The organism is Nonomuraea sp. NPDC049378 (genome assembly GCF_055586745.1).
Genome location: NZ_JBVJHP010000005.1, coordinates 1 through 19,675 on the forward strand (window position 1 = coordinate 1; position 19,675 = coordinate 19,675).

Below are 19,675 nucleotides of genomic sequence, written 5' to 3' on the forward strand. Positions count from 1 at the left end.
TGTTCAAGCGCCTGATGACGTGGGGCATGACCATCGTGGTCGCCGCGCCGCTTCTGTGCTGGCTTGTCCTGATCGTGCCGGGGCTGTCATGACCCTCTCCGCCGACCTGCTCGCCGAACGGCTCCTCCGGTACCGGATCCTCGTCACCGCCCCCGACCCGCTCCCCCCCCCCCCCCCCCCCCCACCCCCCCTCCCCCCCCCCCTCCCCCCCCCCCCCCCCCCCCCCCCCCCCCCCGCGTCCGTCTCCTGAGGGATCTAGGACGTGAAAGTGGCGGTGGGGTCGGCGGTCGCGGTGGGCGTGCACAGGACCGCGTCGAACGTCTGGGCGACGGGCGTGTCCATGGTGGCGCTCTGCGACCGGATGGCGTCGAGGGCCGTCACCTCGGGGTCGGGGGAGCGCAGATCGGTCAGGGTGACGTCCGCGGCGAGTCCGGCGTCCACCAGGGCCTTCTCCAAGCTGCCCGGAGGCGGGGCCGCGAGGGGGACGGATTCGATGGTGAATCCGACCGGGGAGTCCTCGGCAGGCCAGACCATGTCAGGCACGTGGTCCGCAGTGTGGGTCAGGCCCACGGCGCGGTAGTGCCCGCCGAGGCCGCGGGCCAGGTGGTGGCCCATCGGCAGGGCGGTGGGGTGGCCGTCATAGGTGACCAGGGTCTTCTGGATGTGGTTGTTGTGCGCGACCACGACGACGCGGGCGCCGGGGTCGAGGCGGTCGAGGTGCCACCGCAGGCAGGTGGCCATGTAGTGGTCGCGGATGGAGGTGTCGTCGGGCAGGCCCGTCCCGGAGAACAGGGCGCTCATGGCCCGCAGCATGTAGTCGGTGTGGCAGGCCGCCTCCAGGTGGCGGCGTGCGACGTCGTAGCCGTGCTGGTCGCTGCGGGCCACGTAGAGCGGTTCGAGCGCCCGCATCCGCAACGACAGCCGGGCCAGTCCGGCCGTCAGGGACTCCTGGTCGGCCTGGTCGAGGCTCGCCCATCGCGGGGCCGACGCGGCGGCCGAACCGCCGGTGATCGCGCCGGCCGTCCGCAGGAGGCCGGCCACCATGTCGGTGATCCCCTCGTCGACCATGCGCAGGTAGCCGGCGACCGGGTCGAGATCGGGCAGAAGGGTCAGGCTGTTGGGCAGATCGATCCCGACGATCCGGACGGGACGGGACCTGCCGCGGTTGTAGCGGCGCAGCCGGCGCAGCAGCTCCCCGAACAGGTTGACGGTGTGCCGGCCGGCCACCTGGAGCAGGTCGTCCTCGTCTCCGTCGCCGGCGAGCCAGGGATTGACGGCCGCGGCGTCACCGGAGCCCATCTCGAACGCCACGACGGTGAATCCGCAGTGTTCCAGCAGGTAGCGGAGCAACCGCGCGCGGGCGAGCGTGAACTCGTGCACGAAGTGCGCGCCCTCCCCGATGGCCACGACCCGGGCGTCCTCCACGATGGCGCGCAGCGGGTGGAGATCGTCCAGGAGCGGCTCGTCGGGGTCGAGGGTGGTCAGTACGGTGATGTGCTCGGCCAACGGGTGGGCCGAATGTCCCGAAGCGGTGGGGAACGTCATGGTGATGGTGCTCGTTTCTCCGTCGAGTGATGGTTGACCTCGGTCAGGAGCGCGCGGCAGATCGCCGGAACGCCGCCTCAGCCGGCGTGCGTCCGGTCACCGCCGGAGCGGCGCGGGCTCCAGCGCTGCCGCCTCTCGCGGGCGCGGTCAGAGAAACAAGCTGCCAGTGGGCATGCCGTGACCCTATCAAGATGGCCAGGCGGTGGCTTCGCGATCACCCCTGATCCGGAGCCTGGGTTAGGGGTGTCCACGCTGTGTGAGCGCGGTTAATCTTGGCGTCATCGAGCTCGCACGCGGAATATGAAACGCCGATCAAAAGATTGGGAATCTCGTCGACACCGTGCTCTGAGGGGGACCAGAATGCTGAGCTCCGTTGAGATTGTTGTGGGTCTTGTTCCAGGTCAAGGGGCATATCTTCCGGATGCTTTGGCGCGGTTGCGCGCGCATGATTCCGAGGCCGCTCAGGCGATCGAAATTATTGACGCGGTGGCCGACGGCATTATCGGAAAAGGTCTGGGCCGAGCCTTCTCCGATAATACCGCCGACCAATTGCTTGATGCGGCGCCGGACGTGCTGCAACTCGCTGTTTTCGCCACCTCGGTCGCGGCCTTTCGTGCGCTGTCCGGGCAGGGGGCGAGGTTCAGCGTGCTCGTCGGGCACAGCCTCGGCGAAATCGCGGCCCTGGTCGCCGGCGGCGCGCTGGACGTCGCCGAGGGTGCGGAAATCTCTGCCACCGGATCACCGTGCTGCGTGAGCATGACACCAGCGGCGGCGGACTGCTGGCGCTGGGCTGCGCGCCCGACCGGGCCCAGCGCATCCTCGATCTGCTCCCGACCTCCGGCGCAGTCGTTGCGGTGGACAACGGGCCGGGACAGACGGTGGTCGCGGGGACGGCTGACGCGCTGCGCCGCACGGCGACGATCGCCGCCGCGATCGGGCTGCCGTCGACCGCGCTGCACGCGCCGCACCCGTTCCACAGTCCGCTGCTCGCCCAGGCGCGGCAGGAGCTGGCCCGCCGGCTCAGCGGATACAGCCCGAGGCCCCTGCGCGTTCCGGTCTTCTCACCTGTGCTCGGCCGCTACTACCGTGACTCCGACGACCTCGGCGAGCTGCTCGCCTCTCACCTCGTCACACCGGTGCGGTTCGGGCCCACCGTGGAGCGGCTGCACCGCTCGGGCGCCGGCGTGTGGGTGGAAGTGGGGGCGGGGCACGCGCTGACCTCCCGGGTCCGCTCGATCGAGCCGGCCGCCTCCGTGCACACGCCGCTGCTGCCGGACCTGGACACGCTCCGCGAGACCGGACAGTACCTGGCCCCCGCCGCCGAGCCACGGACGGCGCGGCACACCGGCACGACCGTCGCGAGCCCGCCCGCGGCCGTGAGACCGGAGACGGGCACGTCCGCCGCCGCCACCCCGCCGCAACAGACGAGCACGCCCTTCGCGTCTGTTCCGACGCAGCGCATGCCCGTGCCTCCCGCGCCGACGCCGCCGGTGGAGACGCCCGCGGGGCCACCGTCGAGGGAGGCGGTCGCCGCCCGGGTACGTGACCTCTACGCCACGACGCTGGAGTACCCCCAGGAGGTCTTCGAGGACAGCGCCGAACTGGAGGCCGACCTCGGCGTCGACTCGGTCAAGCGGGTGGAGCTGATGGGGAGGCTCGGCGTGCTGTTCCAGCTGGGCCCGCCGCCCGACGACATGCGGATGGCCGACTACCGGACGTTCGGCGACGTGGTGGACTTCGTCATCGGCTCGCTTGCCAGGGCGGGCACGACATGACGGACTTCCACGGCCGCGTCGCTCTCGTCACCGGCGGCGCGGGCAGCGTGGGCGCGCGCATCGTGCGCTCGCTCGCCGAGGCCGGCGCCAAGGTGATCGTCAACTGCTTCCACTCGTACGACGAGGCCAGGACCCTCGCGGCCGAACTGGGCGACGGCGTTGAGGTGATCAGGGCCTCCGTGGCCAAGCCGGATCAGGTTCGGAGGATGTTCGACCAGGTCAACGCCACCCACGGACGGCTGGACCTGCTGGTGAACAACGCCGCAGGCGGGACGTTCGCCGCCTGGGATGAGCTGACGGAGGAGCACCTGGACCAGGCGTTCGACGTCAACGTCAAGGGCGCGCTCTGGTGCGCGAGGGCGGCCCGCTCGCTGCTGGCCCGATCCTGCGCGGGCCGCATCGTCAACGTCTCCTCGCTCGGCGCGGCGTACGCCCCGGCCAACTACCTGCCGATCGGACTGTCCAAGGCGGCTTTGGAGGCGCTGACCCGCTATTTGGCGGCGGAGTTCGCTCCGGACGGCATCCGGGTGAACACCGCATCCGTCGCGCTCATGGACAATCCGGTCGGCCGTATGTTCCCGGGATTCGAGTCGGTGAGCGCAAACCTGGTGGCGGCCACCCCTCTGGGGCGGCTGGCCACTCCGGAGGATCTGGCCGACCTGGTTCTGCTGCTGGCCTCTCCCGGTGCGGGATGGATCACTGGGCAGACCGTGGTGGCAGACGGCGGCATGTCGTTGCAGCGCCGCGCCACGTCCCCGTCCCCGTCCCCGTCCCCGGACCCGGACCCGGAGCCGGACCCGGAGCCGCGACCGCGACCGGAACCGGTGCCGGCACCGAAAGCGGAGGCGTACCCCGATCAGGACGCCGATCCGATCGCGGTGGTCGGCATGGGGCTGGCCGTGCCGGGGGCCAGTGACCCGGACGCGTTCTGGTCGCTGCTCATGGAGGGCGCGGAGCTGTTCGTCGACGTCCCGGCCGATCGCTGGTCGATGGCGGGCTTCCACGACGACGACCCGAGCGCCGCCGACAAGACCTACCAGCGTCGCTCGGGCTTCATCACCGGCTTCACACCGCACCCCGAGCTGGCCGCCGAGCGGCCGGACGACGGGCTCGACTTCACCACGGTGTGGCTGAGGCACAGCCTGCACCAGGCGCTGGAGGGCGTGGCCAGGCGGGACGGCGACACGTACACGGCCTGTTTCGGCTTCACCCCGGACGGCAGCCAGCACCTGCAGGAAGCGATCATCCGCGAGGAACTGGGCGAGGTTCCCGACTCCGTGCTGTGGCACGGTGACGCCATCCGATCGCAGCCGTTCCCGCACCGGATCGGCGCCGGCGCCATCGAGGGCCTGCTGCCGGCGGGGACCCGGCTCCTCATGGTGGACACGGCGTGCTCGTCCTCGTTGTACGCGATCGACCTGGGCATGCGTGACCTGCTGTCCGGCCGCGCCGACGTCGCCGTGTGCGGCGGAGCGTTCGCGCTGGTCCCCAGCGGGTCGGTGCTGTTCTCCAAGTTGTACGGGCTGTCCAGGAGCGGAGAGGTGCGCGCGCTCGACAGGACCGCCGACGGCGTGCTGTTCTCCGACGGAGCGGGCGCCGTGGTGCTGAAGCGGCTGTCCAGGGCCCTTGCCGACGGCGACACCGTGTACGGCCTGATCGCCGGGGTCGGGCTGTCCGCGGACGGCAAGGGCAAGGCCATCTACGCGCCGTCCAGCGCGGGCCAGGAACTGGCCGTCGCCCGCGCGCTGGCCAGGTCGCGCGTCGAAGCCGCGGAGGTCGACTGGGTGATCGCGCACGCCACCGGAACCCCTGCGGGCGACGAGGCCGAGTTCCTGAGCCTGCGCGCTGCCTACGCCGGGACGCATCCGGTCCAGGTGACCTCGAACAAGTCCCTGATCGGCCACACGGGCTGGGCGGCCGGGGTGGTGTCGGTCATCCACGCCCTTCTGGGGCTGCGGCACGAGGTCATCCCCGCCCAGCACCGCTTCTCGGCGGCCCCGGACAGCTTCGGCCTGGAGTCGTGCAACCTGGAGATCCCCGCGCGACCTGTGCCCTGGCCGGCGCGGCCCGACCGGCCGCGCACCGTCGCCGTGTCCGGCTTCGGCTTCGGCGGCACGAACGCGCACATGCTCATCCAGGAGTTCCGGCCGGGCCGTCGAGGCAGGACCGGCTACGGGGCCAGAACCGGCGAGCCCATGGTGATCGTCGACTGGTCGGCGCACGTGCCCGGCGCCGAGGGCAACGCGCAGGTCGCGGAGTGGGCGCACGGCAGGACCATCCTGCCGAACTCGTTCGGCGACGGCTACCCGAGCCCGCCGTTCGCCCGGCTGCGCATGCCGGCCTCCACGATCCGGGCGACCGATCGCACCCAGCTCATGATCATCGAGTGCATGCACCGGATGGACCCCCGGGTACGCGAATTCTGCCGGCGGCACAGCCGTACCACCGGGGTCGTGGTGGGCCACACCGGGCCCACCAGGAACGCGGTCCTGTACGCGATCCGCGCCCACCTCGACGAGCTCGACCGCCAAGCCGTCCCCAACGCGCGGGAGCTGCGCGAACGCGTGAATGGGCTGATCGGCGAGCCCGACGAGGACTCCTTCCCCGGTGAGATGCCCAACGTCATCCCGGCGCGGCTGTGCAGCTACTTCGACCTGCGTGGGCTCAACATCGCCGTGGACGGCGGCGCAGCGTCGCTCGCCGACGCCTTCGAGGTCGCCGGGTGCTACCTGGACTTCGGCGACGTGGACGTGGCCCTGATAGCAGGAAGCAACGGCAACAGCCTCACGTCATGGGGCCGCCTGCTGGGTGGCGAGGAGATCGGCGAGGGGACGTTCCTGTTCGCGGTCACCAGGAAGTCGCTGGCGCTGGCGGAGGGCCTGCCGGTGCTCGCCGAGGTGTCCGTGGAGTCCGCCGTGGAGGAGATGCTGGAGGCGATCGCATGACCCGCGCGAACTTCCTGGGCGCGCAGGGCGGGCGCGAACTGGTCGCCTTCCTGAGCGGCGAGCAGAGCCGGACGGCGATCGAGCTCAGGGCCGACCGGCTGTCGAGCCCTCGGGTGATCCGGCTCAGCAGGCAGCAGAAGGCGGCTCCTCCGCTGCTGGATCGCCACGTGATCGAGCTGGCGCCCGCCCCGCGCAGGCCCGTCCGCTCCGCCCCTCCCGCGATCCCGGTGGACGCGGTGGTGCTCACCAACTCCGCCGCATTCCGCGCCGCGCTGGCCCACCAGGACGGTCAGGCATCCCGGCACGTACGGGTGCTGGTGGACGCCACCGATCCCAGCCTGCGCGACGCCCGCTGGTCCGACCGGGTCCGCGAACTGCTCGAGCTGCACGAGCGCACGTTCATGACGGCCAAGGAGTGCGCGCCACGCCTGGCGGGCGGCTCGTTCGTCGTGAGCGTGGTGGGCGGCGTCACCGCGGAGGGGGTGCCGCTGCCCCTCACCGGGTTGTTCACGGGCCTGGTCAAGAGCCTGGCGCTGGAGTTGCCGGACACCGGCGTGCTCGCCACCGTGCACGAGGCGGTGCCGCTGGAGGAGGTGCTGGCCACGGTGAGCGCCGAGCTGGGCGCCGCCCAGCTCCTCCCGGTGACCTATCACGCCGGCGGGCGCCGGCTCACCCCGCGAGCGGTGCCCGCCGACGCGACGCCGGACGGAATGCCGGCGCTGAGCCAGGACTCCTTGGTGGTGGCCGCGGGCGGCGCGCGCGGCATCGGCGCACCGATCCTCACGGCGCTGGCCGGGCGGTACCGCCCGCGCATCGTGATCCTGGGCAGCTCCGAGCCGCCCGGCGACTCCCAGCGGCTGCCGGACCGCAGCACGTTCATCAGGGCCCGGCTCAACGGGCCGAACCGGGTCAGCGTGGCCGAGGCGAACGCCAGGTTCGACCGGCTGCTCGAGCAGCGGCAGGTCCGCGACACGCTCACCGAGCTGGAACGGCTGTCCGGTCCCGGGCGGGTCCGCTACCTGCGCTGCGACCTCCGGGACCCGGCCGCGGTGCAGCGGGCCGTCGACGCTGTGAGCGGCCCCGTCGACCTCCTGCTCAACATCGCCGGCACCAACCGGGCCTCCGATGTCACCGCGAAGTCGGTCGCCGACTTCCGCGCGGTGCGTGACCTCAAGGTGCACACCTACCTGAACCTCAAGCAGGCGCTGCGCGGGCGGGAACCGCGCCGCTGGTGCAACTTCGGCTCGTTCATCGGGCTGACCGGCCAGCGCGGCGAGACCGACTACGCCGCTGCCAACGATTTCCTCAACATGGCCGCGATGAGCGCCGAGAACGAGTTCACCATCGGCTGGACCCTCTGGCGGGACGTCGGGCTCGGTGCCACCCCGCTGATGCGGGCCTTCCTCGCCGAGATCGACGCGTACACCCCGATGCCGACCGAGGAGGGCGTCGACCACTTCCTCACCGAGCTGACCGCCGTGCGGGACGCGCCGGCCACGGTGTTCCTGGGCGACAAGGAACGCGAGCTCGTCAGAGGCATCCGTCCGGAGTTCCTGACCTTCTGCACGGGCGAGGCGCGGGCGCTGCCGTACATCGACACGGTGCTGCGTCGCGACGCCACGGAGCTGGTCGCGGAGCGTACGTTCACCCTCGACAGGGACGGCTATCTGGAGTTTCACCAGGTGAGCGGCTATCCGACCCTGCCCGGCACCTTCGTGCCCGAGTTGGCCGCGCAAGCCGCGGTGTCGCTGGTGCCCGACCGGGTCCCGGTCGTCTTCGAAGACCTGCGGCTGGAGTCGTTCCTGCGGATCTACCGGAAGGACCGGCCCGAGGTCAAACGGCTCACCGCCACGCTGGTGCGCACCGACGAGCGCGAGTCGGTGGTGGCCGTCCGCGTGCGGGGCGACGTGGTGGCGCCCAACGGCGTCACCGTCGCCCGCGACAGGCTGCACTTCTCGGTGACCGTACGGCTGCGCGACGCTCCCGTGCCCGGCCCGAGGTGGACCCACTGGGACGAGCACGGCAGCAAGCCCCTCCGCGACCCCTACCACGCGCCAGGGTCGGACGTGCTGCTGCGCGAGGTGTTCCGGTCGACCACCGACACCCGGACGCACCCGCTGGGTCGGCGAGGCCGGCTCGCGCTCGACGTGCCCGCGTTGCGACGCTGGTTCCCCGGCCTGCTCGTCCCCTCCGTCGCACTGGACGGCCTGGTGCGCGTGGCCGTTCTGCACACCGTCGCGGACCGCTGGACGCCCGTCGCGATCCCGCGCACGGTCCGGCGCATCGACCTGTACGGCGGCCACACCGACCTGACGCTCGCCGCGCTGGCCGACCCGGTCGAACTGTACGTCACCCCTGTCGACCTCGATCTGGAGGATCCCGAGCCCGAGAACCGGGCGATCGCGGTGGCGGCCGACGGCGAGGTGCTGCTCCAGGTCAAGGCCATCTCGGGCGCCATCGTCGGCTACGTGGACCAGGAGACGGGCGAATACCTCGACAGGGAACGATTCGACCGCGAGGAGCGCTCATGACACGCCCGGGAACCTGCCCTGTCGCCCACGGCCCTGCCGGGCTGCCGGTGATCGGTGACGCCATCCCCTACTTCAAGGACCCGCTGGCCTACACCCTGCGCATGCAGGAACGCGACTCGCTCGTGTCGGTCAAGCTGCCCATCCCGTTCGTGCAGGTCACCGAGCCAGAGGCGATCGAGCGGGTGTTGCGTACCAACCCGGACAACTATGTGCGGGGCAAGCTCTACCGCGGATTCTCCGGCGTCATGGGCTCCGGCCTGCTGACGCTCGACACCGATCAGTGGCGCGGGCCGCGCAAGGCGGTCCAGCCCGCGTTCAGCCCGGAACGCGTGCGCGGCAACGCGCGCGAAGCCGTCGGCGCCGTCGAGGAGGTCATCCGCCGCTGGGCGGCGCACGCGGACTCCGGCGTCGTCGTGGACGTGGCGCCCGACCTGATGGACGTCGCCTCCAGGGTCGTGGGCATGGCGCTGATCAGCCGAGACCTGTCGGGCACCGGCTACGCGCGGGCCGCCGCGATCGCCAGCAAGGTCATCTACAACCGCACGGTCATGGCGTTGCCCGCCATGATCCCTGCCTTCGTGCCCACCCGGTACCACCGCGAACGGAAGTGGGCGAACCGGGTGCTCGACGGCATCATCCACGGGGTGATCAGCTCTCGCCGCGCCAGCGGCGAGTACGGCTCCGACGCCGCCGGGCGACTGCTCGGCGGCGGCCTGTCCGAGGCTGAGGTGTCGGACAACCTCCGCACCCTGCTGCTGGCCGGCTCCGACACGACCGGCCAGGCGCTCGCCTGGACCATGTACGAGCTGGCCAGGCACCCCCAGGCCCGCCGCGCCGTCGAGCGCGAGGTCGACGAGGTGCTCGCGGGACAGACGCCCGCCCCCGACCAGCTGGGCGAACTGGTGGAGACCACGGCCGCGATCAACGAGGCGCTGCGCCTGCACCCGCCGGTCTGGCAGTTCCCCCGCGACGCCGTCGAGCCGGACTCCCTGGCCGGTCGCGAGGTGCCCGCGGGGACGACGGTTCTGCTCAGCGTGTACGGCACGCACCGCTCACCCGAGCACTGGACCGACCCGGAGGCCTACGATCCCCGGCGTTTCCTCGACGACACCCGGAACAAGCGGCACAAGCACGCCTTCCTGCCCTTCGGCGGCGGGCGGCGCATGTGCATCGGCAAGGGGCTGGCGATGGCCACGCTGGTGACCTCGGTCGCCATGCTGTCGCAGCGCTACCGGCTGCGGCTTTCCGGCGCGCACACCGTCCGCAGCGGACACTACGTCACGCTGTTCCCCAGCGGGGGGCTCCCCGCGGTCGTGCAGGAGCGGATGTGACGACCGCCGCGCCCGTCCGCCCGCACCTGGTGTCCTTCGACACCGCCTCCTTCGTCCGGCCCGTGCATCGCATGGTCTGGGAGCCCGTGCCGCTCCCGCTTCCGCCCTCCACCCCCGTGGCGCGGCGGCTGCTGGTCATCGGCTCCGACGCGGAGCTGGCCGCAGAGGTGGCGAGCGCGCTCGGCGCGGACCTCTGCGTGCCCGGCCGCGAACCCGAGCGGGACGACTGGGACGGGATCGTGGACCTGAACGTCGTGGGCGTCCCCTACCGGCTCGACGGCGGGGAATGGCGGGACGCGCTGGCCAGGACGACCCGGATGGTGCAGCGCAGATACGGTGCCTGGGGAGCCGACCCGCGCGCCGACCGGTCCTGCTACGTCGCCGTCACCGCCATGGGCGGGCTGATGGGCTACGACGATGGGCCGATCGACTCCCCGCTGGGCGGGATCTGGGCCGGTTTCGCCAAGTGCCTGCCCCGCGAGCTGCCCAACCTCGCGGTGAAAGTCCTGGACGTCGACGCCCTCGGGCCGGCCCACCTGGCGGAGCTGCTGACTGCTGAGCTGGCGGCCTGGGACCTGTTCGAGATCGGCTACCGGCAGGGGGTCCGCCATGCCCTGACCGCGCGGCCCGGCCCGGAACCGCCGCCCCGCGTCGAGCTGGGGTCCGATGACGTGGTGCTGATCTCGGGAGGCGCCCGTGGCGTCGGCTTCGCCCTGGCCCGCGGGGTCGCGGACGAGTTCGGCTGCCAGGTCGTGGTGACCGGCCGCGGTGAGCTTCCGGTCGACGCCCGCTGGCTGACCATGGACGACGCCGCCTACTCCGAGTACTGCCGGGCCAGAGTGAGCTCCGCCCGCACCGCCAGGGAACTGCGGGACGTACGCGCCCTGCTCAAACGCGAGGCCGAGCTCCGGCAGGTCGGCGCGAACCTGGCGGCGGCCCGCCGGGACGGCCTGCGCATCACGTACGAGCCGTGCGACTGCGTGCGGCCGGAACAGGTCGACGCGCTGTTCGCCCGCATCCCCGACCCCAGCGTGATCGTCCACAACGCGGGCATCGACCTGCCGACCAGGCTCGACAACAAGAGCCCGGAAGAGGTGGTCCGAACGGTCGACGTGAAGGTGACGGGCTTCGCCAACCTCACCCGCGCGGTGCTCAGCGCGGGGCGGGACCCGGTCAAGGTGTTCTGCAACGTCGGCTCGCTGGCCGGCCGGATGGGCGGCATGATCGGGCAGATCGACTACGCGGCGGGCAACGAGGCTCTGACCAGGCTCGGGTTCTGGGCGCGCAACACCCACGGGCTGCCCGTGCAGACGTTGTGCTGGCCGACCTGGGAGCGGCTCGGGGTGATCGCCAACTATGACGCGGCGGTCCGCTACGTGTCCACGATCGACCCGGCCGACGGAGTCGAGCGGTGGATCCGCGAACTGCGCTCAGGCGGCACCGGGGAGGTCATGTTCATCGGCCAGGTCGGCAGCGCGCTGGTGCCCACCCAGCTACGTGGCTTCAGGCTCTTCACCGGGCATCCGGACCTGCCCCGGTTGCATGGGCTCGCGCACTTCCTGGGCACGGTCGAGCTGTTCGAGCCGTCCCGCGAGCTGCGCAGCAGCGTGGTCCATACACCGGGCGCTCATCCGTGCCTGGCCGAGTTCACCGTTGACGGGCGTGCCGCGCTGCCGATCTCGGTGCTGATCGAGCAGGCCTGCTCGGTCGCCGACTGGGTCGTGCCGCCGGACCGGCCGCCCCAGCATCTGGCCGAGGCGCGTGACGTGAAGGTCCGGCTGCCCGCGCTGGTTCTGGCCCCGGGCGGGAGCCGGTTCACCACCCGGGCGCTGGGCGAGACCACGGAGGAGGGCTGGAGCGTCCAGGTCACGATCACGAGCGAGACCGGGGAGACGGCCGCGTCGCTGCGGCTGCTCTACGGGTCGTCGCCGCCGGAGCCTGCGCGGCCCGTGCCGCCACCGGTCACGCACGGCGTGGCCGCTTCCGGCGGCCGGCTGGACTGGTCAGGGCTGATCCTCGGCGCGGGAGACCCGCTGCCCACGGTGACCGCAGCCGATCTGTGGACGTCGCCGTTCCCGCCGGAGCACGGGATCGCCCCTGCCGCGCTCGACGCCGTGGTGCGCCGGGCAGGGCGGGTGACGGGCGACGTCGTGGAGATCGCCCGCATCGTGCCGTATCCAGGGGCGCAGCAGGTCGACGAGCTTCGTCCGGTCGCCGGCGGCTGGGCCGGGCTGCGATCAGGCCGCCAGGTCCTGTCCGTCGAGGGGGTGGCCGCCGTGCCCGCAGCCTCGTCCTCCGCCGGGCAGCGGGCGACGACCCCGGACGCACCGTCCACTCCCTGACGGGCGCTGCCGTGGCCTCGAGCTCGTGCACGACCCCGCGCGCCCGGTCAAGGACGTCAGCGCCGTCAACCACCTCGTCGTCCGGGTGGACGACCTCGACGCCACGATCGCCGAGCTCGCGGCCAGGGGCGTCACGGCCGAGCCGCCGGCGGCGCCGTGATCTGGGCCGGGGCCGGGGATACGGACGTCATGGCTGACCGATCCTGACGGCCACAGGATCGAGCTCGTGCAGTGGCCGCCCGGACCTCCGGCGGGCATGACGGCGGCCGATTTCGTCTGACGCCGGGGTCCCCGGGTCAGCTGGTGACGGCACGTTCGCTCTGGCGGCCCATGAAGAAGTAGACGCCGCGGTCGGTCTGCATGGCGGTGTGGAACTTCTGGGCCTTGGACTTGGCCGAGGAGTTGGCGGTGACGATCGTGATGACCAGGTGCTTGACGTAGGCGCCCGTGTAGATCTTGCCGTACGCGTAGCTCCTGTGGGCGCTGCTCCTGCGCCAGGCCACGTTCTTGTCGGCGGTGTTCTTCAGCCGCTTCGCGGTGTTCCTGGCGTCGGTGCTGGAGGGGAACGCCAAGATGATCTGCACCGCCTTGAGGTTCCCGCCGTACGCGGTGTAGGCGAGCTGGACGGCGCTCTCGCAGTGGTTGTCGGCCATCACGCCTTCGGCGTCCACCGGGTCGCACGAGTCGTACGTCCAGCCGCCGACCTTGCGCGCCGCGTACTTCTCGCCCTTCAGGGAGAAGTTCCAGTCGTCGAACTCGGTGTGGTCGAGCGGCGTGTCCTGGCTGCCGCTGGACGTGCTGGAAGGCTCAGGGGTGTCGGTCGGCGTGGCCGTCGGCGGTGCCGACGTCGGTGGCGCGGAGGTGGGCGGCGCGGAGGTGGGCGGCGCGGACGGCGAGGTGCTCGGCTGCGCGATGGTGGTGGGTGCGGGGCCGGGAGCGTTGAGATAGCTGTACGCGCCGAACGCGCCGCCGCCGAGGAGGAGCACCGAAAGGACGACGATCACGCCGATGAGCACGGCGTTGTTGTTCCGGCCGCCCGGCGGCTGGGAGCCGTAGGGCGGCGCACCCGCCTGGTTGCCGTAGCCGTACTGTCCAGGCCCCTGGCCGTACTGTCCCGGGTTCTGGCCGTAAGGCGGCTGGCCCTGACCGTGACCCGCGCCCTGGCCGTACTGGCCCGCGTCCTGGCCGTAGGGGCCCCCGCCCTGGCCGTACTGGCCGGGGTTCTGGCCGTACGGCGTGGGCCCCTGGGCGGGCGGTTGCCCGTAGCCGGGCGGTGGGGCGCCTTGCCCGGGGTGACCGGGCTGGCCGTGTTGCTGGTGGCCAGGGGGACCGTATCCGGGCGCCGGGGTGCCCTGGCCTGATGGCGGCCCGTACCCCTGCTGCCCCTGTTGCCCCCAGGGCCCATGGGGCGGGGGTTGCTGCGGGTGTGCCATCACACCATTGTGGGGCACATCCGGCCTCACATGCTGCAATCACCCATATTGGCCTAGTTGGTGGGGTCCCACCGCGCCCGCGACCGCGCACCCAAGAGGCCGCTCCTCGGCGAGTATCATCGCTTTGCGTGAACATGGATGTGCTTCGCGTGACCATGAAGGAGTGTGGATGGAGTCAGCGGCCATGCCGGCGGCGGCCGACGCGGGAGCGCCGAGACCGACTCACGATCTCAGGGTGCCGGCGAAGGTGGTCGCCACGGCGGAGCAGGGGCTCGCCGGCGGAGGACGCCCCGGCAAGCGCGTGCTCATCATCGGAGCGGGGATGGCCGGGCTGGTGGCCGCCTACGAGCTGATGCGCCAGGGGCACGAGCCCGTCGTCCTGGAGGCGCAGCAGCGGGTGGGCGGGCGCGTGCTCACCCTGCGCGGCTTCGCCCCCGGCCTGTACGCCGAGGCGGGCGCGATGCGGATCCCCCGCGTGCACGACCTCACCCTCGCCTACTGCGCGAAGTTCGGCCTGACCCTGCGCCCGTTCGTCATGGGCAACCCCAGCGCCCTCGCCTACCTCCAGGGCGTCAGGACCACGATGGGCAAGCTGAACGCCGACCCCGGCCTCGTCGACTTCGACCTGGCCGAGCACGAACGCGGCCGCACCTACGAGGATCTGTGGCGCACGGCCACGCAGGAGATCCACGACCTGTACGCGCGGGAGGGTGAGGACGCGCTCGACCGCATCTGCGCCGAGTACGACCGCTACTCCATCCGCAGCTTCCTGCGCGAGCGCGGGTTCTCCGAGGGGGCCATCGAGCTCTACGGCGTGATGAGCTTCAGGGAGTCCAACCTCAACGCGGCGATCATCGAGCAGTTCCGCGAGATCATCGGGCGGGCGTTCGAGGACATGCAGGAGATCGAGGGCGGCGCCGACCGGCTGCCGGCCGCCTTCTACCAGGAGCTCAAGGCCCACATCAGGTTCGGCCACGAGGTCACCGCCATCGAGCAGGACGACCGCGCGGTCACCCTGCACGTCAGGACGGGTTCCGGCCGGACGGCGCTCACCGGTGACCACGCCATCTGCACGATCCCGTTCTCGGTGTTGCGCGACATCGAGACCAGGCCCGCCTTCTCCCGCCGCAAGCAGCGGGCGATCCGCGAGCTCAACTACAACGCCTCCACCAAGATCCTCTTCCAGGTGCGCCGGGCGTTCTGGGAGCAGACCGACGGGATCGTCGGCGGCACCACGGTCACCGACCTGCCGATCCGGCGCATCTGCTATCCCTCGCACCCGGTTCCCGGCGAGGACCGCTCGGTCCTGCTGGCGAGCTACACCTGGGGCCAGGACGCGCTGCGGTGGGGCGCGATGCCGCCGCAGAAGCGGATCGACCAGGCCCTGGAAGACGTCGCCAAGATCCACCCGGAGATCCACGACCACTTCGAGTTCGGGGTCACGCACGCCTGGTACAACGACCCCTACGCGGCCGGCGCCTTCGCCCTGTTCGAGCCGCACCAGCAGAGCAGCCTGCATGACGCGATCATCGCGCCGGAGGGCCGCGTGCACTTCGCCGGCGAGCACTGCTCGTTGTGGCACGCATGGATCGAGGGCGCCCTGGAGTCGGGGCTGAGCGCCGCCCGCGCCGTCCACGAGGCGCGCTGAGCGCGGGCCGCTGTCCGGAGGGCGAGCTGAGCGCGACGCGTCAGCGGCCCGCCCGCCCGGCGTAGCCGCTGAGGCGGGCCGCCGCCGCGCTCAGGTCCGCGGCGGCGGCGGCGCAGGCGGCGAGGTGGGCGTTGACCGCCTGGCGCAACCAAGGAGGCGCGATGCCGTCCGCCTCCAACCTCGCCCCGATCCCCTGCAGGCGTTCGGCGCAGTCGGCGAGCGCGCGGGCGTCGGACTGCAGGACCTTGGCGTGGGCGGCGATCACGGCGGGATCGGCCGGCATGGCTCCTCCGGACGGTCAGGGGGCGGGCAACGGTACGGCGGCGTCCTGAAGCAGCCGGCGGGTGCCGGCCGACAGGCACAGCAGCGGACGGGCACCGTCGAGGCCCAGCTCGCGAAGCCGGTGGGCCAGCGGGTGCGCCGACCCTGGCTGGACGGTCAGCCGCAGCCGGGGGAGGGGGTGCAGGCGCCCGCGCCCGCGGGCGCGGGCGCAGGAGCGCAGCGTCTCGCCCGCCGCCCCCCGCGCGTAGCCGACCAGGTCGGGGGCGTTCACGGGCAGCCCGGGCCCGAGCAGGCCGTGCAGGGTGAGCAGCCGGTCGCCGGGGGCGCCGACGGCGACGCGGACGCTCCTGGCGGTGAGCCCGAACTCCAGCGGCGCCAGGTACGGCCCGGCGCCCCACAACCTCGGCGCCACGGCGTGGACGGCGGCGGTGTCGACCACGGAGCCCGCCATGAAACCGCCCGAGCACCGCCGGTCGGCCCTGCGCAGCAGGTCCGCACCCCCGAGCAGGCCGAGGCCGGGTGGCCGGGGGCGCCACGGATCCGCCACGACCAGCCCGAGGTGGAGCTCGCGGTAGCCGCCCACGCTGGTGCGCCGGTTCCAGGAGGCGTGCACGGTGACGAGCGCGCGGCCCGCGACCCCGACCGCCCGGTCGAGACCCGTCCCGTGCAGCAGGCGTGCGACCGCGGCGGCGTCGGCGGCGAAGTACGCCGTCAGCGAGCTGCCGTCCGCGCATCTGATCGGCAGCTCGACCGGCCCGTCAGGGCCGTCCACCGCGTGGGTGGGCACGGTGAGGAAGGGGAAGCCGCCGGGGCGCGGCGCGTGGTCGAACAGCCGGTACGCCTGCGAGCGCACGACCGGCCCCCGGTACGGCGCGAGCCGAGCGTCCATCAGGTCGCGGGCCTCGGGCAGGTCCTCGGCGAGGTTGGCGATGTAGCGGTCGATGCCGTGACAGAGCGGGAACAAATGCGTGGCGTCGGAGTAGTCCACCACGTACCAGTCGGGGTGCAGGTCGAAGCAGGCTCCCGCGCCCTGCCCGTCGAGGGTGGGGACGATGTCGTGCTGGTTGGTGACGCTGGCGACCCAGGTGCGGGGGTCGGCGGGCCGTTTGAAGTCGACGGGCGCGCCCACGGCGACGGCGTGGGTGACGGTGTGGCGGGCGCAGAACCCGGCGTCCTGGGCCAGGTTCATGATGGCCGCGCCGCCCGCGCTGTGACCGATGAGGGCCACCTCGGCGCCCTGCGGCAGGCCGTAGTCGCGTACCGCCGCGGCCAGCGCGCGGCTGTACGGGTTGCTGTCGAGCACGGTGCTGCTGAAGGCTCCGAGCAGGTCCTGGGGCGAGTCGTGGTCGGGGCGCCCGGCGCGCATGCCGGGCGCCTGGACGACGTGGCGCACGACCCCGTCGGGGCCTTCGACGCTCTGGATGAGCACCCGGCCCGTCGTGCCGAGCACGCTGATGTTGCGCAGGAAGCCGAGCAGCGACGTCTCCGAGCCGAGCCGGGCGGCCTCGGCCGCGGTCAGGCCCGTCCTGCGCGCGGCGCCAGCCCCCCGGTCGAGGGCGGCGACGGCCCGGTTGCTGATGCCGGTGATCGGGTCTGCGGTGGCGCGGCCGGTGCCGGTCGCGATCAGCCAGGCGGTGCGGTCGTTCAGCGGGTTCTCGTCCAGGAGTGCCCGCAGGGCGAGCACCTCGCCGAGGACCGGGGCGATCTGGCTGAGCGCGCGTACGACGCCGCGGTCCTTGAGCAGGGCGCGCAGCGCGCGTACGGCCTCCAGATCGCGGTCGGCGGCGGCCGCCTCGACGAGCCGGACGATGAGCGGGTCGCGCGCCAGCTCGGGGTGCTCGGTGGCGACGGCGGCGATGCGCAGCCGCAGCGAGGTGGCCAGCACGCGGACGGCCAGGCTCTCCTGGCCCGCCAGCCCGCCCAGCCGCGCCGCCAGGGTGCCCAGCCGGCCGCCGGCGGGCGCGTACCCGAGCCCCTCGCCGTCGATGAGGGCGTGCAGGAGCGTGCGGTGGGCCAGGAGACCCGCCGCGGGGGCGTGGGGCAGGGCCGTGAGCAGGGCGCCGTCGGTCAGCGCGGCCGTGGCGTGCACGCCGGCCTGCCTGATGGTGATCGCGATGTCGACGAGCTCGCGGGCCGCCTCCCGCAGCGGCCCGCCCGCGGCTCCCGCCCCGCCGCCCGGTCCGCCTTCAGGCGCGTCCGCCGTTCCGCTGGACGGCCCGTGCTCGGGCTCGTGCTCGGGCTCGGGCTCGTGCTCTGGGGCGGTCACCGGGGCGGCCGCCGGGTCATGCTGACGAAACGGGGACGCGGGTCCTCGGGGACGTTGCGGTGCAGCACGTCCGACAACGTGCGCGTGGTCGCGATGATCCGCATGCCCTCCGGGGAGAAGGTCGCGGCGTTGAACACCCTCGGGGCCAGCAGGGGATTGGTCAGCGCCTGCGAGAACGCGTCGATGGCGATGATCTTCGTGAGCAGCGGCGGCAGGATGGCGTCGGGGGAGCCGGGCTCCTCGGCGAACAGGCCGACGTACAGGTCGAGATCGTCGACGCCGCGGTAGAGGTCGCGCAGCGCGCCGCTGACCCGCGCGTCGCCGGAGACCTGCTCGAACCGGCGCACCCGCGGAAAGCGGCAGTGTTGCCGGTAGCTGTTGTACGGCGCCAGGCCGAGCACCCGCGAGTCGGCGATGCTGGCCACGTCGACCTGCCTCAGGAGGGGGTCGGTGTTGAACAGGCCGATGCGCCCGGCGCGCTGGAGGGAGGCGTCCTCGAAGAGCCGGCCGAGGCCGGGTTCGGGGATCAGCGCGCCGCCGGCCATGGTCTGCGCCATCGGCAGGTCACGACCGCCCACCGACAGGCGGGACGGGATCAGGCTGTGCCAGCGGTAGACGAGGTTGAACTCCACCGAGGCCCAGTTCTCGCGGTGCCAGGGCGCGTGGGCCAGCATCGCCGTCAGCCGCGGATCGAGGGTGAAGCGGAAGTGGTAAGGGGTGATGTGGTTGATGTACTCCTCGACCACCAGCTTGATCAGCAACACGATGAGGATGTTGCGCGCCGTCTGGAAGACGCGCTCGTCGTCCCAGCGCGGATGGCGTCCGGCGAGCAGCCGCGCCACCCTGTTGTGCTCGCGCAGGAACAGCACCGTGAGCATGGTGAACCCGATCTGGATGTTGCCCCGGTCGCTCCCCGTCGCGAACAGGGCGTCGCGCTGCGCGTCGGTGAGCTCGTCGAAGCGGATCACGCTCAGCGGGGCGAACTCCGGCTTGATCTTGCCGTTCTCGCACAGGTGGGGCGGGAACTCCCCGCCGTCGATGGTCTGGCTCTTGAGCAGGCCCCCGTCGAACGTGCGCAGCGCCGCCGTGGCCGTCTCGTCCAGGCCGTACAGCTGGTTCAGGTCGATGTGGTGGTTGGAGGTGTTCTTACGGGGGTCGCGCGGGACGTTGGTGTCGCCGCGCAGGAAGCCGTCGGTGAACCACTGGGCGAAGTAGGCGAACAGCACCGACGAGCGCGGACAGGGGATCATGGTGTCGCCACGGGCGAACAGGTCGGCGGCGCGCTCGGGAGCCGGCCGGTTCGCCTCGGGCAGGGGGAGCGGGGGCAGGTGCCTGCCGCTGTAGGTGCGGTCGGTCAGTGAGGGCCACGACGTGTAGCCGGCCATCGTGCTGAGCGGCTCGGGCCGGGGCGGCATCTCCCGGATCGCGCTGTCGATCAGCGCGGCGTTGACCCGCCGCCGCAGCGCCGGGACGGCCTGTACGGCGTCCCAGACAGGCCTGCCGCCGGTCAGCGCCAGGAACCTGAGCCGGTTGACGACCCCGTCTGTGGCGGCGCTGCGCGCACTGCTCGTCGCCAT

13 protein-coding genes and 1 pseudogene are annotated in these 19,675 nt (G+C 72.4%); 8 read left to right on the top strand and 6 right to left on the bottom strand.

All coding sequences use genetic code 11. The features are described 5' to 3' along the window. Positions 1 to 255 precede the first annotated feature (255 nt). Both ACZ6SA_RS12155 and ACZ6SA_RS12160 read right to left on the bottom strand, forming a co-directional pair. Entirely contained in the window at positions 256 to 1,545 is a 1,290-nt protein-coding gene (locus tag ACZ6SA_RS12155) for an erythromycin esterase family protein (protein ID WP_465827826.1), read from the bottom strand. Between the two features lie 312 nt (positions 1,546 to 1,857). Beyond that, positions 1,858 to 2,205, bottom strand: coding sequence for a hypothetical protein (locus tag ACZ6SA_RS12160; protein ID WP_465827828.1), 348 nt, complete (start codon positions 2,203 to 2,205; stop codon positions 1,858 to 1,860). On the opposite strand from ACZ6SA_RS12160, the pseudogene ACZ6SA_RS12165 reads away from it, so the two are divergent. The 7 genes and pseudogenes from ACZ6SA_RS12165 to ACZ6SA_RS12195 form a co-directional block, all read left to right on the top strand. Next, positions 2,164 to 2,250 (top strand): annotated as a pseudogene (locus ACZ6SA_RS12165) (hypothetical protein); the annotation flags it as partial. The gene ACZ6SA_RS12160 and the pseudogene ACZ6SA_RS12165 sit on opposite strands and share 42 nt — an antisense overlap. Positions 2,251 to 2,288: 38 nt before the next feature. Beyond that, positions 2,289 to 3,320, top strand: coding sequence for a phosphopantetheine-binding protein (locus tag ACZ6SA_RS12170; RefSeq protein ID WP_465827829.1), 1,032 nt, complete (start codon positions 2,289 to 2,291; stop codon positions 3,318 to 3,320). Continuing rightward, positions 3,317 to 6,265, top strand: a complete 2,949-nt coding sequence (locus ACZ6SA_RS12175; protein WP_465827830.1) for an SDR family oxidoreductase — start codon at positions 3,317 to 3,319, stop codon at positions 6,263 to 6,265. The genes ACZ6SA_RS12170 and ACZ6SA_RS12175 overlap by 4 nt, the downstream gene beginning before the upstream one ends. Continuing rightward, positions 6,262 to 8,796 (top strand): SDR family NAD(P)-dependent oxidoreductase, encoded by a 2,535-nt coding sequence (locus tag ACZ6SA_RS12180; RefSeq protein ID WP_465827832.1) that lies wholly within the window; start codon positions 6,262 to 6,264, stop codon positions 8,794 to 8,796. Before ACZ6SA_RS12175 ends, ACZ6SA_RS12180 begins: the two co-directional genes overlap by 4 nt. Beyond that, positions 8,793 to 10,127 (top strand): cytochrome P450, encoded by a 1,335-nt coding sequence (locus tag ACZ6SA_RS12185; protein ID WP_465827833.1) that lies wholly within the window; start codon positions 8,793 to 8,795, stop codon positions 10,125 to 10,127. Before ACZ6SA_RS12180 ends, ACZ6SA_RS12185 begins: the two co-directional genes overlap by 4 nt. Next, positions 10,124 to 12,469 (top strand): SDR family NAD(P)-dependent oxidoreductase, encoded by a 2,346-nt coding sequence (locus ACZ6SA_RS12190; RefSeq protein ID WP_465827835.1) that lies wholly within the window; start codon positions 10,124 to 10,126, stop codon positions 12,467 to 12,469. Before ACZ6SA_RS12185 ends, ACZ6SA_RS12190 begins: the two co-directional genes overlap by 4 nt. 25 nt (positions 12,470 to 12,494) lie before the next feature. Then, positions 12,495 to 12,629: a hypothetical protein gene (locus ACZ6SA_RS12195; RefSeq protein ID WP_465827837.1), complete on the top strand. Its 135-nt coding sequence runs from the start codon at positions 12,495 to 12,497 to the stop codon at positions 12,627 to 12,629. Positions 12,630 to 12,765: 136 nt separating this feature from the next. Here ACZ6SA_RS12195 and ACZ6SA_RS12200 read toward each other — a convergent pair whose 3' ends face one another. Then, positions 12,766 to 13,902, bottom strand: coding sequence for a hypothetical protein (locus tag ACZ6SA_RS12200; RefSeq protein ID WP_465827839.1), 1,137 nt, complete (start codon positions 13,900 to 13,902; stop codon positions 12,766 to 12,768). Positions 13,903 to 14,071: 169 nt separating this feature from the next. On the opposite strand from ACZ6SA_RS12200, the gene ACZ6SA_RS12205 reads away from it, so the two are divergent. Then, positions 14,072 to 15,550 carry a flavin monoamine oxidase family protein gene (locus ACZ6SA_RS12205; protein ID WP_347642936.1) on the top strand — a complete coding sequence of 493 codons (1,479 nt, stop codon included), beginning with the start codon at positions 14,072 to 14,074 and terminating at the stop codon, positions 15,548 to 15,550. Positions 15,551 to 15,590: 40 nt separating this feature from the next. Here the strand turns inward: ACZ6SA_RS12205 and ACZ6SA_RS12210 are convergent, their stop codons facing one another. The 3 genes from ACZ6SA_RS12210 to ACZ6SA_RS12220 are packed head-to-tail and all read right to left on the bottom strand — an operon-like array spanning position 15,591 to position 19,675. Beyond that, positions 15,591 to 15,833, bottom strand: coding sequence for a hypothetical protein (locus ACZ6SA_RS12210; RefSeq protein ID WP_347642937.1), 243 nt, complete (start codon positions 15,831 to 15,833; stop codon positions 15,591 to 15,593). A 15-nt stretch (positions 15,834 to 15,848) separates the two neighbouring features. Next, a complete protein-coding gene (locus ACZ6SA_RS12215; protein ID WP_465827841.1) occupies positions 15,849 to 18,098 on the bottom strand; it encodes a hypothetical protein in 2,250 nt (749 codons plus the stop codon). After that, on the bottom strand, positions 18,095 to 19,675 hold the full coding sequence (locus ACZ6SA_RS12220; RefSeq protein WP_347642939.1) for a peroxidase family protein: 1,581 nt from the start codon (positions 19,673 to 19,675) through the stop codon (positions 18,095 to 18,097). Before ACZ6SA_RS12220 ends, ACZ6SA_RS12215 begins: the two co-directional genes overlap by 4 nt.